This window comes from Streptomyces sp. NPDC048018 (assembly GCF_043202995.1).
Lineage (GTDB): Bacteria > Actinomycetota > Actinomycetes > Streptomycetales > Streptomycetaceae > Streptomyces.
Map to the genome: position 1 here is coordinate 778,167 of NZ_JBIDBK010000002.1, position 14,965 is coordinate 793,131.

The 14,965-nt window shown below is 72.7% G+C and carries 19 protein-coding genes; 10 read left to right on the forward strand and 9 right to left on the reverse strand.

The window, feature by feature from the left end; genetic code table 11:
- Window positions 1–48 precede the first annotated feature (48 nt).
- The 4 genes from ACGF1Z_RS09420 to ACGF1Z_RS09435 all read left to right on the forward strand — a co-directional run bounded on the left by ACGF1Z_RS09420 (window position 49) and on the right by ACGF1Z_RS09435 (window position 3,254).
- Complete coding sequence (locus tag ACGF1Z_RS09420; protein WP_393001680.1) at window positions 49–1,047, forward strand: zinc ABC transporter substrate-binding protein; 999 nt, start codon at window positions 49–51, stop codon at window positions 1,045–1,047.
- 35 nt (window positions 1,048–1,082) lie between these two features.
- Window positions 1,083–1,859, forward strand: coding sequence for a metal ABC transporter ATP-binding protein (locus ACGF1Z_RS09425; RefSeq protein ID WP_393001682.1), 777 nt, complete (start codon window positions 1,083–1,085; stop codon window positions 1,857–1,859).
- 28 nt (window positions 1,860–1,887) lie between these two features.
- Window positions 1,888–2,781 carry a metal ABC transporter permease gene (locus tag ACGF1Z_RS09430; RefSeq protein WP_393001684.1) on the forward strand — a complete coding sequence of 298 codons (894 nt, stop codon included), beginning with the start codon at window positions 1,888–1,890 and terminating at the stop codon, window positions 2,779–2,781.
- Window positions 2,782–2,843: 62 nt separating this feature from the next.
- Entirely contained in the window at window positions 2,844–3,254 is a 411-nt protein-coding gene (locus ACGF1Z_RS09435; RefSeq protein ID WP_393001686.1) for a Fur family transcriptional regulator, read from the forward strand.
- Window positions 3,255–3,325: 71 nt separating this feature from the next.
- On the opposite strand, the gene ACGF1Z_RS09440 is transcribed toward ACGF1Z_RS09435, so the two are convergent.
- From ACGF1Z_RS09440 to ACGF1Z_RS09460, 5 genes are all read right to left on the reverse strand, one after another.
- A complete protein-coding gene (locus ACGF1Z_RS09440; RefSeq protein WP_393001688.1) occupies window positions 3,326–3,832 on the reverse strand; it encodes a YcxB family protein in 507 nt (168 codons plus the stop codon).
- Between the two features lie 20 nt (window positions 3,833–3,852).
- A complete protein-coding gene (locus ACGF1Z_RS09445) occupies window positions 3,853–4,677 on the reverse strand; it encodes an isoprenyl transferase (RefSeq protein WP_393001690.1) in 825 nt (274 codons plus the stop codon).
- 13 nt (window positions 4,678–4,690) lie between these two features.
- Window positions 4,691–5,440, reverse strand: a complete 750-nt coding sequence (gene recO / locus ACGF1Z_RS09450) for a DNA repair protein RecO (protein WP_393001692.1) — start codon at window positions 5,438–5,440, stop codon at window positions 4,691–4,693.
- A 171-nt stretch (window positions 5,441–5,611) separates the two neighbouring features.
- A complete protein-coding gene (locus ACGF1Z_RS09455) occupies window positions 5,612–5,827 on the reverse strand; it encodes a hypothetical protein (protein ID WP_393001694.1) in 216 nt (71 codons plus the stop codon).
- Window positions 5,824–6,072 carry a hypothetical protein gene (locus ACGF1Z_RS09460; protein ID WP_393002451.1) on the reverse strand — a complete coding sequence of 83 codons (249 nt, stop codon included), beginning with the start codon at window positions 6,070–6,072 and terminating at the stop codon, window positions 5,824–5,826. The genes ACGF1Z_RS09455 and ACGF1Z_RS09460 overlap by 4 nt, the downstream gene beginning before the upstream one ends.
- A gap of 93 nt (window positions 6,073–6,165) precedes the next feature.
- On the opposite strand from ACGF1Z_RS09460, the gene ACGF1Z_RS09465 reads away from it, so the two are divergent.
- Genes ACGF1Z_RS09465 through ACGF1Z_RS09475 form a run of 3 tightly spaced genes read left to right on the forward strand, consistent with a single transcriptional unit; the run spans window position 6,166 to window position 8,080 of the window.
- Window positions 6,166–6,999 (forward strand): Scr1 family TA system antitoxin-like transcriptional regulator, encoded by an 834-nt coding sequence (locus tag ACGF1Z_RS09465; protein WP_393001696.1) that lies wholly within the window; start codon window positions 6,166–6,168, stop codon window positions 6,997–6,999.
- A complete protein-coding gene (locus tag ACGF1Z_RS09470; RefSeq protein WP_393001698.1) occupies window positions 6,981–7,250 on the forward strand; it encodes a DUF397 domain-containing protein in 270 nt (89 codons plus the stop codon). The genes ACGF1Z_RS09465 and ACGF1Z_RS09470 overlap by 19 nt, the downstream gene beginning before the upstream one ends.
- Entirely contained in the window at window positions 7,247–8,080 is an 834-nt protein-coding gene (locus ACGF1Z_RS09475; RefSeq protein ID WP_393001700.1) for a hypothetical protein, read from the forward strand. Before ACGF1Z_RS09470 ends, ACGF1Z_RS09475 begins: the two co-directional genes overlap by 4 nt.
- Here the strand turns inward: ACGF1Z_RS09475 and ACGF1Z_RS09480 are convergent.
- The 3 genes from ACGF1Z_RS09480 to ACGF1Z_RS09490 all read right to left on the reverse strand — a co-directional run bounded on the left by ACGF1Z_RS09480 (window position 8,061) and on the right by ACGF1Z_RS09490 (window position 10,207).
- Window positions 8,061–8,657 carry a ClpP family protease gene (locus ACGF1Z_RS09480; protein ID WP_393001702.1) on the reverse strand — a complete coding sequence of 199 codons (597 nt, stop codon included), beginning with the start codon at window positions 8,655–8,657 and terminating at the stop codon, window positions 8,061–8,063. The genes ACGF1Z_RS09475 and ACGF1Z_RS09480 overlap by 20 nt on opposite strands.
- A gap of 56 nt (window positions 8,658–8,713) precedes the next feature.
- Window positions 8,714–9,421 (reverse strand): TOPRIM nucleotidyl transferase/hydrolase domain-containing protein, encoded by a 708-nt coding sequence (locus ACGF1Z_RS09485; protein WP_393001704.1) that lies wholly within the window; start codon window positions 9,419–9,421, stop codon window positions 8,714–8,716.
- A gap of 114 nt (window positions 9,422–9,535) precedes the next feature.
- Window positions 9,536–10,207, reverse strand: a complete 672-nt coding sequence (locus tag ACGF1Z_RS09490; RefSeq protein WP_393001706.1) for a DUF4097 family beta strand repeat-containing protein — start codon at window positions 10,205–10,207, stop codon at window positions 9,536–9,538.
- Window positions 10,208–10,455: 248 nt separating this feature from the next.
- On the opposite strand from ACGF1Z_RS09490, the gene ACGF1Z_RS09495 reads away from it, so the two are divergent.
- Window positions 10,456–11,190, forward strand: coding sequence for a helix-turn-helix domain-containing protein (locus tag ACGF1Z_RS09495; protein ID WP_393002453.1), 735 nt, complete (start codon window positions 10,456–10,458; stop codon window positions 11,188–11,190).
- Between the two features lie 46 nt (window positions 11,191–11,236).
- Here ACGF1Z_RS09495 and ACGF1Z_RS09500 read toward each other — a convergent pair whose 3' ends face one another.
- Entirely contained in the window at window positions 11,237–11,707 is a 471-nt protein-coding gene (locus ACGF1Z_RS09500) for a hypothetical protein (protein ID WP_393001708.1), read from the reverse strand.
- 197 nt (window positions 11,708–11,904) lie between these two features.
- Here ACGF1Z_RS09500 and ACGF1Z_RS09505 point away from each other — a divergent pair, with 197 nt between their 5' ends.
- Window positions 11,905–13,278, forward strand: coding sequence for an FAD-dependent oxidoreductase (locus ACGF1Z_RS09505; RefSeq protein WP_393001710.1), 1,374 nt, complete (start codon window positions 11,905–11,907; stop codon window positions 13,276–13,278).
- Between the two features lie 61 nt (window positions 13,279–13,339).
- Entirely contained in the window at window positions 13,340–14,860 is a 1,521-nt protein-coding gene (locus ACGF1Z_RS09510) for a LuxR family transcriptional regulator (RefSeq protein WP_393001712.1), read from the forward strand.
- Window positions 14,861–14,965 lie beyond the last annotated feature (105 nt).

Sequence of the window (14,965 nt, forward strand, 5' to 3'; positions counted from 1 at the left end):
ACGTACGGCAATTGACAACCGTTTCCATCTTTGTTGAAAATGAGTGTCATGAACGTACGCCGACTGATACCCCCGACCGCCCTCGCCGGAACCGTCGCGCTCGGTCTCGTCACCCTCTCCGCCTGCGGCGGGATCTCGGACGCGGCCGACCGGAAGGCCGACGGGAAGCTGGACGTCGTCGCGTCGTTCTACCCGATGCAGTTCCTCGCCGAGCGGATCGGCGGCGGCCACGTCTCCGTCGACACGCTCACCAGGCCCGGCGTCGAGCCCCACGACCTGGAGCTCAAGCCGCGGCAGATCGGCCGGCTCGGCGAGGCCGACGTCGTCCTCTACCTCAAGGGCGTCCAGCCCGCCGTCGACGACGCCGTCCAGCAGGCCGGCGTGAAGAACACCGTCGACGCCGCCACCCTCACGAAGCTGGAGGAGCACGGCACCGAGGCCGGCGGCCACGAGCACGGCCACGGCGACGAGGCCCACGGCTCCGACGAGGCCGGGCACGAGGGCCACGACCACGGCTCCGAGGCCGGCGCCGACCCGCACGTCTGGCTCGACCCCGTGAAGTACGCCGAGGTCGCCAAGGGCGTGGGCGCCGCCTTCGCGAAGGCCGACCCGGCGCACGCCGCCGACTACCGGAAGAACACCGACGCCCTGGTGCAGAGGCTCGGCGCACTGGACACCGCCTTCGAGACGGGGCTGAGGAACACCGCCACCAGGACCTTCATCACCACCCACGCCGCCTTCGGCTACCTGGCCGAGCGCTACGGCCTGGAGCAGGAGGGCATCTCCGGCATCGACCCCGAGGCCGAGCCGAGCCCCGCCCGCATCAGGAAGCTGCAGGACATCGCGAAGCAGGACCGGGTCAGCACCGTCTTCTTCGAGACCCTGGCCAGCGACAAGACCGCCAGGACCCTCGCGACCGACACCGGTCTGAAGACCGACGTGCTCGACCCGCTGGAGGGAATCACCGACAGGTCCAAGGGCGCTGACTACCTCGAGGTCATGCAGTCCAACCTCGCCGCGCTGCAGAAGGCCCTCGGCGCCAAGTGACCACCCCCGCAAGCGCATTCCAGCAGGAGGAACCCGTGAGCTCCGTCGTGGGCGACGAGCCCGTCATCTCCGTCCGCGGCGCCACCGCGGCCCTCGGCTCGCGGCCCGTCCTGCGCGGGGTCGACCTCACCGTCCGGCGCGGCGAGGTCGTCGCGCTGCTCGGCGCCAACGGCTCCGGCAAGTCCACCGCCGTCCGCTCGGTCATCGGCCAGGTGCCGCTCACCGGCGGCACCATCGAGCTCTTCGGCACCCCGCAGAAGCGCTTCCGCGACTGGGCGCGCGTCGGCTACGTGCCGCAGCGCACCACCGCCGCCAGCGGCGTCCCCGCCACCATCCGCGAGGTCGTCGCCTCCGGCCGGCTCTCCCGCCGCAGGTTCGGCCTCACCACCAGGGCCGACCGGGCCGCCGTCGACCGGGCCATCGAGCTCGTCGGCCTCACCGACCGCGCCCGCGACTCCGTCTCCGCGCTCTCCGGCGGCCAGCACCAGCGCGTGCTCATCGCCCGCGCGCTCGCCTCCGAGCCCGAACTGCTGATCATGGACGAGCCGATGGCCGGCGTCGACCTCGCCAGCCAGGAGATCCTCGCCGCGACCCTGCGCGAGCAGGTCGCCGGCGGCACCTCCGTCCTCCTCGTGCTGCACGAGCTCGGCCCGCTGGAGCCCCTCATCGACCGCGCGGTCGTGCTGCGCGACGGCTGCGTCGTCCACGACGGCCCGCCGCCGCAGGCCGTCGGCCAGCACGCGCTGCCCGGCCACGACCACGTCCACCCGCACGCGGCCGACGAGCCGCTCCGTACGGGTCTGCTGACCTGAGCCGACGACGAGAAGAAGCGACCCCACCATGGAATTCCTCCAGTTCGCCTTCATGCAGCGGGCTCTGATCGCCGCGCTGCTCGTCGGCATCACCGCGCCCGCCGTCGGCATCTACCTCGTCCAGCGCCGGCAGGCGCTGATGGGAGACGGCATCGGCCACGTCGCCATGACCGGCGTCGGTCTCGGCTTCCTGCTCAACTCCAGCCCGGTGTGGATGGCGACCCTGGTCGCCGTCGCCGGTTCGGTGGCCATGGAGCTGATCCGGGCGTACGGCAGGACCCGCGGCGACCTCGCCCTCGCGCTGCTCTTCTACGGCGGCATGGCGGGCGGCGTGCTGCTGATCAACCTCTCGCCGACCGGCTCCAACGCCAACCTGAACTCGTTCCTCTTCGGCTCGCTGTCGACGGTCTCCCCCGAGGACGTCACCGCGATCGGCGTCCTCGCCGCCTTCGTCGTGCTCGTCACGGTCGGCCTGCGCCGCCAGCTGTTCGCCGTCAGCCAGGACGAGGACTTCGCCCGCGTCACCGGCCTGCCGGTGCGCGCCCTGAACCTGCTGATCGCCGTCACCGCCGCCGTGACCGTCACGGTCGCCATGCGGGTCGTCGGCCTGCTCCTGGTCAGCGCGCTGATGGTGGTCCCGGTGGCCGCCGCCCAGCAGCTGTCCCGGTCCTTCCGCACGACCTTCGTCCTCGCGGTCGCGATCGGCACCGGCGTCACCGTGGCCGGCACCGTCACCTCGTACTACCAGGACGTGCCGCCCGGCGCGACGATCGTGCTCCTCGCGATCGGCGCCTTCATCGCCCTGACGGCCGTCGCGACCCCGCTCGCCCGCCGCCGCGCCAAGGCCGCCGAAGCGGCCACCCAGACCTGCGACGCGCCGCTTCCGGCCAGCCGGCGCCCCTCGGACGACGTGAAGGTCTGACACCGGGGCGACGGGGGGACTGGCAGAATGGCGGGGGCAGACAAGGATTCAAGGAGGCCCCCGTGACAACGGCAGGACCCCCCGTACGCGGCCGCTCGACCAAGCAGCGGGCCGCCGTGTCGGCGGCGCTGAGCGAGGTGGACGAGTTCCGCAGCGCCCAGGAGCTGCACGACATGCTCAAGCACCGGGGCGACTCCGTCGGCCTCACCACCGTCTACCGCACGCTCCAGTCGCTGGCCGACGCCGGCGAGGTCGACGCCCTGCGCACCAGCGACGGCGAGACCGTCTACCGCCGCTGCTCGACCGGCGACCACCACCACCATCTGGTCTGCCGCGTCTGCGGCAAGGCCGTGGAGGTCGAGGGCCCGGCCGTGGAGCAGTGGGCCGAGACGATCGCCGCGGAGCACGGCTTCGTGAACGTGGCCCACACGGTCGAGATCTTCGGCACCTGCGCGGACTGCGCCGCGGAGTGACCCGGCGCACGAGGTGACCTGCGCGAGGGGCCCGTACCGGACGCTTCCGGTACGGGCCCCTCGCGCAGGCCTCACATGCGGGTGATGCTGCGGTCGAGCAGCGCGCGGAGCCGGTCGACGTCGGACGGGTCCGCCAGGCCTCGCTTGGGAAGGGCGGCGACGCCGACACGGCCCTTGTCGCCGGACAGCAGGACGAACTGGGTCGCCGTCTCCGCGTACCGGGGCGTCATGGGCCAGCGGCTCACGGCCTCGCTGTCGCGGGTGACCAGGCGGAGCCCGTCCTCGTCCACCCTGGCGCGGAACTCGCCCTGCCGCCCGATCAGGGCGTACACCTGCCGGGTGGTGAGCCGGACGGTCAGCCACGGCAGGACGGCGCAGAGCAGTCCCAGCCCGCCCATGAGGACCGCACCCCCGGTGTTCGGCTCACCGGGCCCGGTCACCAGCAGGGCGACGACCAGGCCCGCAAACACGGCTCCCACGGGCAGCAGCCGGCGCAGCACCCGGAACGACCCGTACCGCAGCTGGACGCGCACGGCGTCGGCGACGTCCTCGCGCGTCGGCGTGTACACGAGCTCCATCACATGCCCCCCGGTCCCGCTCAGGCCTTGTCGAGGACGGCCAGGTCGGCCGGGTCCACCCCGCCGAAGCGGCGGTCGCGCTGGGCGTACTCGACGCAGGCGCGCCACAGGTCGCGGCGGTCGAAGTCGGGCCACAGGACGTCCTGGAAGACCATCTCGGCGTACGCGCTCTGCCAGATCAGGTAGTTCGACGTGCGCTGCTCGCCGCTGGGCCGCAGGAAGAGGTCGACGTCCGGCATGTCCGGGTAGTAGAGGTACTTCTGGATGGTCTTCTCGGTGACCTTCGAGGGGTCGAGCCGGCCGGCCTTCACGTCCTCGGCCAGCGCCTGCGCCGCGTCCGCGAGCTCGGCCCGGCCGCCGTAGTTCATGCAGAAGTAGAGCGTGAGCCTCGTGTTGTCCTTGGTCTGCTCCTGGGCGACCTGGAGCTCCTTGGCCACGGACTTCCACAGCTTGGGCATGCGGCCCACCCAGCGCACCCGGATGCCCAGCTCGTCGAGCTGGTCGCGGGTCTTGCGGATGAAGTCCCGGTTGAAGTTCATGAGGAAGCGCACCTCCTCGGGCGAGCGCTTCCAGTTCTCCGTGGAGAAGGCGTACAGCGAGATCGAGCCCACGCCCATCTCGATGGCGCCCTGGAGCACGTCGAGCACCTGCTCGGCGCCGACCTTGTGGCCCTCGGTGCGCGGCAGACCGCGCTCCTTGGCCCACCGGCCGTTGCCGTCCATGACGATCGCGACGTGCTCGGGCACGAGCTCCGACTGGAGCTTCGGCGGGCGGGCACCGGACGGGTGCGGCTCGGGGGTGCTGTACTCCCGTCGCTGCCGCCCGAGGAGTCGTGCGATGGCCATGACGTGGTCTCTCCTAGCTCTTCTCTACGTACCGCAGCGAGCGCAGCCCGCGCTCCAGGTGCCAGTGCAGATAGGCGGACACGAGCCCGCTGCCCTCCCTGACGTGACGCGGCTCGGCCGCGTCCGCCGTCTCCCAGTCGCCCGTGAGCAGCGCGCTGAGCAGGCCTACGGCCTCCGCTGAGGGTACGACGCTTCCGGGGACGCGGCAGTCCCCGCAGATGACTCCGCCCGCGGCGACCGAAAAGAAGCGGTTCGGCCCTGGAAGTCCGCATTTCGCACAGTCGTCGAAGCTGGGCGCGTAGCCGTTCACGGCGAGCGAGCGCAGCAGGAACGCGTCCAGGATCAGGTGCGGGGCGTGCTCCCCGCGCGCGAGCGTCCGCAGGCCGCCGACCAGCAGGAGATACTGCTGCACGGCCGGCTCGCCCTCGTGGTCGGTGAAGCGTTCCGCCGTCTCCAGCATCGCGGTGCCCGCGGTGTAGCGGGCGTAGTCGGTGACGATCCCGCTGCCGTACGCCGCGATGGTCTCGCTCTGCGTGCACAGCGGAAGCCCGCGGCCGATCAGCTCGCTGCCGCGGGCGAAGAACTGCACGTCCACGTGCGAGAACGGTTCGAGCCGCGCCCCGAACTTCGACTTGGTCCGGCGCACCCCACGCGCGACGGCGCGTACGCGTCCGTGACCGCGCGTGAGGATCGTGATGATGCGGTCCGCTTCACCCAGCTTCTGGGTGCGCAGCACGATGCCGTCGTCGCGGAACAGACTCATGGAGCCATTCTCCCGTACGGGGGAAGTGCTCAGGGGCCGCCTCCGCCCCGCCGCGGCCTCCGCGGCCCGGCGGCCCGGACGCGGGCCCGGCCCCGGACCGGCCGGCGGCCTCCCGGGGCCGGGCGGGCCGGTGCGGCCGGGCGGTCTCGGCCCGCGGCCGGTCCGGCCTGCTCACGGCACCTCTCCACGGCTCCGGGCGTTGGCGTGCGCCGTGGCGGCGCTCAGCCGCTCGGCGACGGTCGCCACCCGGATCCCGTCCGGGTGGCAGTCCCACTCGCGCCCGCCGCCGATGGGCCGGAGCTGGAGGTAGGGGCCCTCGTGCCCCATGACCGTGCCGATCCTTCCCGTACCGATGTCGACGACGTACGCACCGATGGGTGGCTTCATCCGTGTCCCCCTTCGTTCCTGAGCGCCGCAGCGAGCAGGCGGGCGGTCGCCGCCGTGCAGCGCCCCAGTTCGATCAGCGGCCGAGGAGGATCGGACGCGAGGGTCACGGCGTCGAGCCCGAGCGAGGGCAGGGTGATTCCGGCCCGTCCGAGCGCGTCCCGCAATTCCCTCACCACCTCTCGCGCCTCTTCCGCCGACCGCATGCTGTCTTCTTCTTTCACCAACGTGTCCCTTCCCGAATCCATTTCCTGCATTCCCCATCCACCCTGGCGGCGAATCCGTAGAATCGACAGCCGCTTCGGCACAACAACTGCGGTGTGGGATTCGGGAGTCAATCCATGGCCAAGGGCAGACAACAGGCCGCGTGGGAGTTCTTCGGAGAGCTGCTGAAGGAACGCCGGGAGGCGGCCGGGCTCTCCCAGAACGACCTGGGCGCGCGGGTGTTCGTCTCGGGGGCCTACATCGGCCTCTTCGAGCAGGGGGTACGGAAGCCGCAGCCGGACGTGGCGAAGAGATTCGACGAGGTACTACAAACCGGCGGTATTTTCGAACGAACGTGGCGGAAACTCATCGACAAGTCGCCGTACGCGGAATATTTCCACCAGGTGGCCGAGCTCGAAGGGGTCGCGACAAAGATCTGCGAGTTCGCGCCGACGGTGATCCCGGGGCTGCTGCAGACGCCGGAGTACGCGCGGGCGGTGACGATCGCGGCCAACCCGTTCGCGACGGAGGCGTACGTCGAGGAGAAGGTCACCGCCCGCATCGACCGAGCGGCGATCCTCAAGGACGCCACACGGCCGGAGTATTGGGTCGTCCTGCATGAGAACGCGGTGCGCACTCCCGTGGGCGGCGCCGCCGCCATGGGGGCACAGCTGGACCACATCCTGACGCTGACGCGGCAGCGTTGGGTGCTGGTGACGGTGCTGCCGTGTGCCGCTGGAGCACACGCATCTATGGATGGGTCACTACGACTGATGGAGTTCGAGGACCAGCCGCCAACGGCCTATACGGAGACGGCATTTTCAGGAACACTCCTCGACGATCCGACCGTGGTGAAGCGCGCCCAGCGCGCCTACGATCTGCTCAGGGTCGCCGCGCTGTCGCCAGAGGCGTCCCTGGCCCTGATCGAGTCGGCGGCGGAGGACTTCAGACGATGCGCGAGTACGACCTGAGCAACGCCCACTGGTTCAAGAGCTCTTACAGCAACGGCGAGGGCGGCAACTGCGTCGAGGTCTCGTACGACTTCGTCGGCGCGGCCTGGCGCAAGAGCTCGTACAGCAACAGCCAGGGCGGCGACTGCCTCGAAGTCCTCGACGGAGTCCCCGGTGTCGTGCCCGTCCGTGACAGCAAGGTCCCCGACGGGCCCGCGCTCGTCGTCCCGGCCGCCGCCTGGGCCGCGTTCGTGGCGGGCGTGAAGGGGTGACGACCGCCTCGACCCCCGTCCTGCGCGGCAGCGGCGGCACCGTCCTGCGGCAGGAGGACGACGCGCTGACGCTGCGGATCGGGGACGAGGAGACGCACATACCGCTGAGGGCCGTCCGGGAGGTCGTGCGGGACGAGCGGGCCGTGGCCGTCGAGTTGCGGGCGCCGCACGGGGCGGCGCCGGTGGTCCACCGGGTCGAGGGCGTCGGCGAGGCCGCGGCCGCGCTCTTCGTCTCGGCGTTGGGCACGGCCCTGGCCGGGCTGCCGGAGCCGGATCCGTCCCTCGACGGCGCCGCGCTCGTGACGACCCGGTCCCTGCGCACGCCGGACGGCCCGCAGGCCACGGTCGGCGCGGGGCGGCAGGTCAGGGGCCTGGGCTGGGTGGCGCTGTCGCTCGGCCCCGGTCTCGCGGCGTTCCTCGCGACGAGCGTGCTGGTCGTCGTCAACGGCGAGCCGGAGGCGCTCGTCGTCTCGTTCTTGCTGGGGCTCGTGGTGATCGTCCTCAACCTCCTGAGCGGCTACACCGCGGACCGGGCCCTCCAGATGGCGCTGCTGCCCCGGCGGGGCATCACGGTGATGGCGGTGCGCACCAGGCCGTACGGCAAGTCGGGGACGTATGCCTTCACGGACCGGGACGGCATAACCCACCACTACTTCCGGCAGGCGTACGCGAGCGAGGTCGAGGTCGCCTACCACCCGGACGATCCCGTGACCAAGGTCGGCGTGTACCCGGTCTTCGTGCGCGTGCTGGTCGCGCTGTCGAGCCTGGTCCTGTGGGCGGCGACGGCCGGCCTCGTCTGGCTGATGATCCTCATGGGCCGGAACGTGTGACCAGCACGCCGTCGATCAGGCCGTACTCCTCCGCCTCCTCCGGCGTGAGCCAGCGGTCGTCGGCGAAGTCGGCGGCGACCCGGGCGGCCTCCCGGCCGGTGTGCCGGGCGATGAGCTCGGTGACCCGGACGCGGGTGTGGTGCAGTTCGGTGATGCCGAGGCCGTCGGTGTCGGACGCGGCGGCGTCGGCGAAGGACGGCAGGTGCAGCATCATGCGGGTGTTCGGCAGCGCGTACCGCTTGCCCGGGGTGCCGGCGGCGACCAGGAACTGGGCCATCGAGGCGCAGTAGCCGAGGCCGATCGTGACCACGTCGTTCCTGACGTGCTGCATCGTGTCGTAGATCGCCAGACCGGCCGGCACCGATCCGCCCGTGCTGTTGACGTAGAGGGTGACCGGACGGTCGCTCTCGGCGGCCAGGAGCAGCAGTTGCGCCGTGACGCGGTCCGCGGTCTCGCGGGTGATCGGCGCGGCGATGTGGAGGATGCGGTGCCGCAGCAGCCGCTCGATGACGACGGCTGCGGCGTCCGCCTCGGGGTCGGCGTCGGGGGCGTGGGGGTCCTGGAAGTCGGCGGGCATGCGGACATGCCTTCCATCGGGGGTCCCGGTCCTCACGGACGGTGCCGCCGATCGGCTCACAGGCCGGCGAAGAGCCTTTCGAGCGGCGCGGGCACGCGGTCGAGGTCGAGGGCCTCCACGAGGACCCGGCCGTAGCGGATCTTGCGTCCCTTCTTCGTGCCGAAGAAGCGGCGGAGCTGCAGGTGCGGCGCGCGGCCCTGCTGCGCGGGCTGGCGCAGGAAGGTCCGCAGCGGGCGCTCCTCGCCCTCGGCCCGGACGAGTTCCGTCACCCGGGTCACGCCCAGCGCGCGGATCAGCTCGTCCTCCAGATCGGCCGCGCAGACGAAGAAGCCCTGCTCCCCCGCCCCGGACGGCCCACCCGTGCGGTCCCGCTCCCCCGCTCCGGCCAGGGCGCGGGCGTAGTAGTCGCGCTCGCGCTCGTCGCACAGGCCGAGCAGCCGGAGATCCAGGCCCGACGGCCCGAGCAGGCGGGCGAAGCGCCCGATGCTCATCGCGCCGCCGATCGGCAGGACGCAGACCCCCTCCGCGGCCAGGTCGCGGCCGCGGCGCTCGGCCAGCGCGTCGACCGCGGCGACGTCGCTCAGTCCTTCGAGCAGGACCACGGTGCGTACCGGCAGGCGCGCGGCGAGCTCCCGCGCGGGAACCCCGGGGTCGTCCGCGGCCGCATCTCCCGCCGCGCGCCCCGCAGCGGCCCGGTCCCCCGTCGCGGCGTCGAACGCCGCCCACGCGAGGACCGCTTCCCGGAACGCCCCCATGTCATCCATGAGGCGAGTCTCCGCCGTCACCCGGCCCGCGTGCCATCGGATTTGTGCGTGCGGCCCGGGCGGGCGACCTCCGTGCCGCAGCCCCGCGGGTCACCGGGGTCGGCGACCGCCTCATCAGAGGCTGCGGGCCTCGACGTTGCCGTAGCCGGTGGTGGCCTCGATGTTCAGACCGGCGGCGGCGCCCTCGGTGTTCTTCAGGGCGTTGCGGATGCGGCCGTAGCCGGTGCCGGCGTCCAGGGAGGCGGAGACACCGGCGGCGGCGCCGACCGAGATGTCGCCCATCTGGGTGCGCAGGACGACCGCGCCGCGGCGGGCCTCGGTGATCCTGATGTCGCCCTTTCCGGTGCTGATCTCGGCGGGGCCGGTGAGGCGGCCGACGGTCACGTCGCCGCCGGAGGTGGCGACGCTGAGCCCCGCGGCCTCGTCGATCTTGATGGCGCCCTGCGCTCCCTTGAAGGCGACCTCGCCGAAGCGCCCGACGCCCCGGAACTCGGCGCAGGAGGACGTGATCCCGACCTGCGAGCCGGCCGGCAGCTGGACCGTGACCTCGACGGAGCCGGAGGGGCCGAAGAACTGGTTCCTGCCCGAGGGGGCCGCGATCCGCAGGACGCCGTCGGCGTACGCGACCTCGGTCTGCTCGGCCGCCTTCACGTCGCGCCCCTTGGAGGCGTTGGCCGGCAGCACCTCGACGGTGGCGTCGGCCCGGTCGGCGGCGATGCACTGCACGCGTCCGGCGGGGAAGTCGACGACGGCGGAGATCGGGGCGGTGGTGGCGAACTTCTGCATGGTGCACTCCTCGGGAATCCTGCGTCCGACGGCTTCCACCCGCCGTTTCTGACACCAGAAACGCTACGTTGCTTTCCACTTTCCGGCAACAACCACGTTGCGCATAAACAACGTTTGCACAGTTCATCGCGTGAATATCGTTGCAACGAATGCGACTCTAATGCAACAAAGGCGCATCGGATCGTTGCATTGGACGAGGTGTGAACGCTATGGTGACCGCATCACGGACCGACGAGAGGGAGATCGCGATGCCGGGAGGCCGACTCACCCAGCAGGAACGCCAGCAGATCGCGCTGGGAGTGGCCGACGGGCTCGCCTACGCGGAGATCGCCAGGCGCCTCGACCGCCCCACCTCGACGATCACGCGCGAGGTCATGCGCAACGGCGGCCCGACCGCCTACCGCGCCGACCTGGCCCACCGCGCGACCGAACGGCGCGCCCACCGGCGCAAGCCCGCGGCCTCGCGCGCGGCGCAGGCGCCGGAGCTGACACCCGGCCGCGACGCCGAGGCCGTACGCGAGTACGAGGAGGTGTTCACCACCCTCCTGATGCAGCAGGGCCTGCCCAAGATGATGTCCCGGGTGCTGACCTGCCTCTTCACCACGGACGAGGGCAGCCTGACCGCCGCGCAGCTCGTCCAGCGCCTGGAGGTCAGCCCCGCGTCCGTCTCCAAGGCCGTCGCGTTCCTCGAACAGCAGGGCCTGGTCCGGCGCGAGCAGGGCGAGGGCCGGCGCGAGCGCTACATCGTCGACGACGAGGTCTGGTACCAGTCGATGGTCGCCGCGGCCGAGTCCAACCTGCAGCTCGCCCGGACCGCCCGCCAGGGCGTGGGCGTCCTCGGCCCCGACACCCCGGCCGCCGTCCGGCTGGAGAACATCGCCCGTTTCGTCGACTTCGTCGCGGAGAGCATCATGCGCTCCGCCGAGCAGGCCCGGGACATCCTCTCCTCGCGGAGCGAGCCGGACACCCCGTCCGGCGAGTGACCCGCCGGCGGGCCTCACGCGGACGCGCGGTGAGGCCCGCCGGGTCCTACTTGATGAGCGCGTTGGCGACCGCGATCGCCAGACCGATCGTCGCGTCCGCGAGGCCCACCAGCACGGCCGAGCCGCGCCGGTAGCCGGACTTCAGCGCGGCGAACGTGCCCCAGGCCCCGAGCAGCAGGGTGTTGAGCGTCAGGCCGGCCGTGGTGACCGGACCCTCACTCCAGTCCGCCGCACCCGCCAGGAGCAGCAGCACGACGGTAGGGAGGGCGGCGACCACCAGGGGCCACTCCTCCCCGAGCGCGGTGCCGAGCCGTCGCCAGCGCACCGCGGCGCTCCCGGTGTGATGGGTCGCCATGTGGTGCGCGTAGCCGTGGACGAGACCCGCCGCGATCGCCGTGACCAGGATCCAGAGCGCGTCGTAGACGGGCGTGAACGGCTCCCCCTCGCTCTGCAGGGCGGCCAGCAGCGCGCTCGCCAGGACCGTGCCGTAGATGCCCCCGAAAAGCCAATTTCGCATGAAAACCCACCCTAAGGGACGAAAAGACCCGCCCTGCCGGGTGGGGCCGCCGCACACCCAGGCCTTTCTTTGGGATCTCATAAGCCCGCCTTATGAGGCCATAGACCGGGGGTGGGTACCGGATCATTTCCGGTGTTATTTAGGGTGACCTAAGCGCGGCGATCCCTCGCCGTCACCCGCTTGCGAAGGGAAACGTCATGCCCCGCCCCCTCCGGGTCGCGATCGTCGGCGCCGGCCCCGCCGGGATCTACGCCGCTGATGCGCTGCTGAAGTCCGAGGCCGCCGCCGAACCGGGTGTGTCCATCGACCTCTTCGAGCGGATGCCCGCGCCCTTCGGCCTCATCCGCTACGGCGTCGCGCCCGACCACCCCCGCATCAAGGGCATCATCACCGCCCTCCACCAGGTCCTCGACAAGCCGCAGGTCCGCCTCTTCGGCAACGTGAACTACGGCACCGACGTGCACCTGGACGACCTGCGCTCCTTCTACGACGCGGTGGTCTTCTCCACCGGCGCCATGTACGACCGCGAGCTGCGCATCCCCGGCGTCGAGCTCGACGGCTCCTTCGGCGCCGCCGACTTCGCCTCCTGGTACGACGGCCACCCGGACGTCCCGCGCACCTGGGACCTCTCCGCCGAGAAGGTCGCCGTCCTCGGCGTCGGCAACGTGGCCCTCGACGTCGCGCGCATCCTCGCCAAGACCGCCGAGGAACTGCTGCCCACCGAGATCCCGCCGAACGTCCACGAGGGCCTCAAGGCCAACAAGGCCGTCGAGATCCACGTCTTCGGGCGCCGCGGCCCGGCCCAGGCCAAGTTCAGCCCCATGGAGCTGCGCGAGCTGGACCACTCCCCCACCATCGAGGTCATCGTCAACCCCGAGGACATCGACTACGACGAGGGCTCCATCGCCGAGCGGCGCAAGAACAAGCAGACCGACATGGTCGCCAAGACCCTGGAGAACTGGGCGATCCGCGACGTCGGCGACCGCCCGCACAAGCTCTTCCTGCACTTCTTCGAATCCCCCGTCGAGATCCTCGGCGAGGACGGCAAGGTCGTCGGCCTGCGCACCGAGCGCACCGAACTCGACGGCACCGGCAACGTCACGGGCACCGGCACGATGACCGACTGGGACGTCCAGTCCGTCTACCGCGCCGTCGGCTACCTCTCCGACGAGCTGCCCAAGCTCCCCTGGGACACCGTCAGCGGCACCGTCCCCGACCAGGGCGGCCGGGTCATCGAGGAGGGCGGCGCGCACATGGCCTCCACCTACGTCACCGGCTGGATCCGGCGCGGCCCCGTCGGCCTCATCGGCCACACCAAGGGCGACGCCAACGAGACCGTGGCCAACCTGCTCGACGACCACGCCAACGGACGGCTGCTCACCCCCGCCTCGCCGGAGGAGGACGCGGTCGTGGCCTTCCTGGAGGGCAAGGGCGTCACGTACACCACGTGGGAGGGCTGGTACCGGCTCGACGCCGCCGAGAAGGCGCTCGGCGAGCCCGAGGGCCGCGAGCGCGTGAAGATCGTCGAGCGCGAGGACATGCTCCGCGCCAGCGGCGTCGAGCAGGGCTGACGCCCCGCCTGCCGCGCCCCCTTCCCGGCCCTACCCTGAAAGGGCCGGGAAGGAGCCCGTCATGGCCGTCACGCTCACACGGGCCAGGGACGCGGCGGCCCGCGAGGACTGGGCCGGCGCGTACGCCCTCCTGCACGAGGCGGACCGCCACCCCACCGCGCCCCTCGCGCCCGGCGACCTGGACGCCCTCGCCGACTCCGCCTGGTGGTCCGGCCGGATCGAGGAGTCCGTCACCGCCCGGCTGCGGGCCCACGCCGCCCATGTGGCGGCGGGCGACCTGCGCGGGGCCGGAGTCACCGCGTGGTGGCTGGCCTTCGAGTACCGCCGGCTCGGCCGGCCCGCGGCCGCCGCGGGCTGGCTGCGCCGGGCCCGGCACCACCTGGAGGGCCGGGCCGCCGGTGCCGAGCGGTGCCTCCTCGCCCTCGCGGACGCCGAGGAGGCCGAGCAGCACCACGACCCCGCCGCGGCCCTCGCCGCCGCCCGGCGCATGACCCGGCTCGCCGAGCGCTCCGGCAGCCCCGGCCTCGTCGCCCTCGGCCGCCACGCCGAGGCCTCCGTCCTGCTCGCGCAGGGCCGACGGGCCGAGGGGCTCGCGCTCCTCGACGACGCGATGCGCGCGGTGACGGCGGGCGAGCTCGGCTCCCTGGACACGGGCCGGATGTTCGCCCTGGCCGTCGGCCGGTGCCTGGGCGCCGCCGACCTGCGGCGGGCGGTCGAGTGGACGGACGCGGCGATGGCGTGGTGCTCGGTGCCCCGGACGCAGCGCGTCGCGCCCGCTCCCGGAGCACCGCCCGGGACGCCCGCCGCGCCCGTCGCCGACAACCCCTTCCGCGGACCGTGCCGCCTCCACCACGTCGAGGTGCTCGACCTCCTCGGCGCGTGGCGGCGCGCCGAGGAGGAGGCGCACCTGGTCCACCAGGAGGTCCTGGAGGACGCGCTCGACGCCGCCGCCGCGGCCTCGTACGCGGCCGGCGACATCCAGCGGCGCCAGGGCAGGAGCGCCGAGGCGGCCCGCTCGTACGCCCGCGCCCACGCACTCGGGCGCGTCCCCCAGCCGGGGCTCGCGCTGCTCCGGCTCGCCGAGGGCCGTGCGGACACCGCCCTCGCCGGGCTGCGCCTGGCCCTGGACTGCCAGAGCGACCCGCTGCACGACCTCCTCGGCCGGGCCCGGCTGCTCGCCGCGCTCACGGACGTGACCCTCGCGCTCGGCGCGACCGGCGCCGCCGAGCAGGCGGTCCTGGCCTTGGAGGGACTGGCGAGCGCCCCGGAGGCGCCGCTGCTCGCGGCCTTCGCCGGCACCGCGCGCGGTGCGCTGGCCCTCGCCCGGGGCGAGCCGGCCCACCCGCCCCTGCGGCGGGCCCTCGCGCTGTGGACGGAGCTGCGGGTGCCCTACGAGGCCGCGCGGACGCGGATGCTGCTCGCGGCGGCCCACCGCGCGGCGGGCGACGAAGCGGCCGCCCGGCTCGCCCTGACCACCGCCCGCGCGGCCTTCGAGCGCCTGGGCGCCACCCCGGACGCCCGCCGCGCCGCCACCCTGCTCACGAGGCCGCCGGTCCCGCCGCCCGACGGCACCACGCCCTGAGCCGTACCGACGGCCCGGGGGCCCGGGGGCCGGGGGCCCGGGGCGTCACCGCAGCGCGCCACGCCGTCAGGCCCCTGAGTCGTACAGCAGCCCAGGGCCCACCGC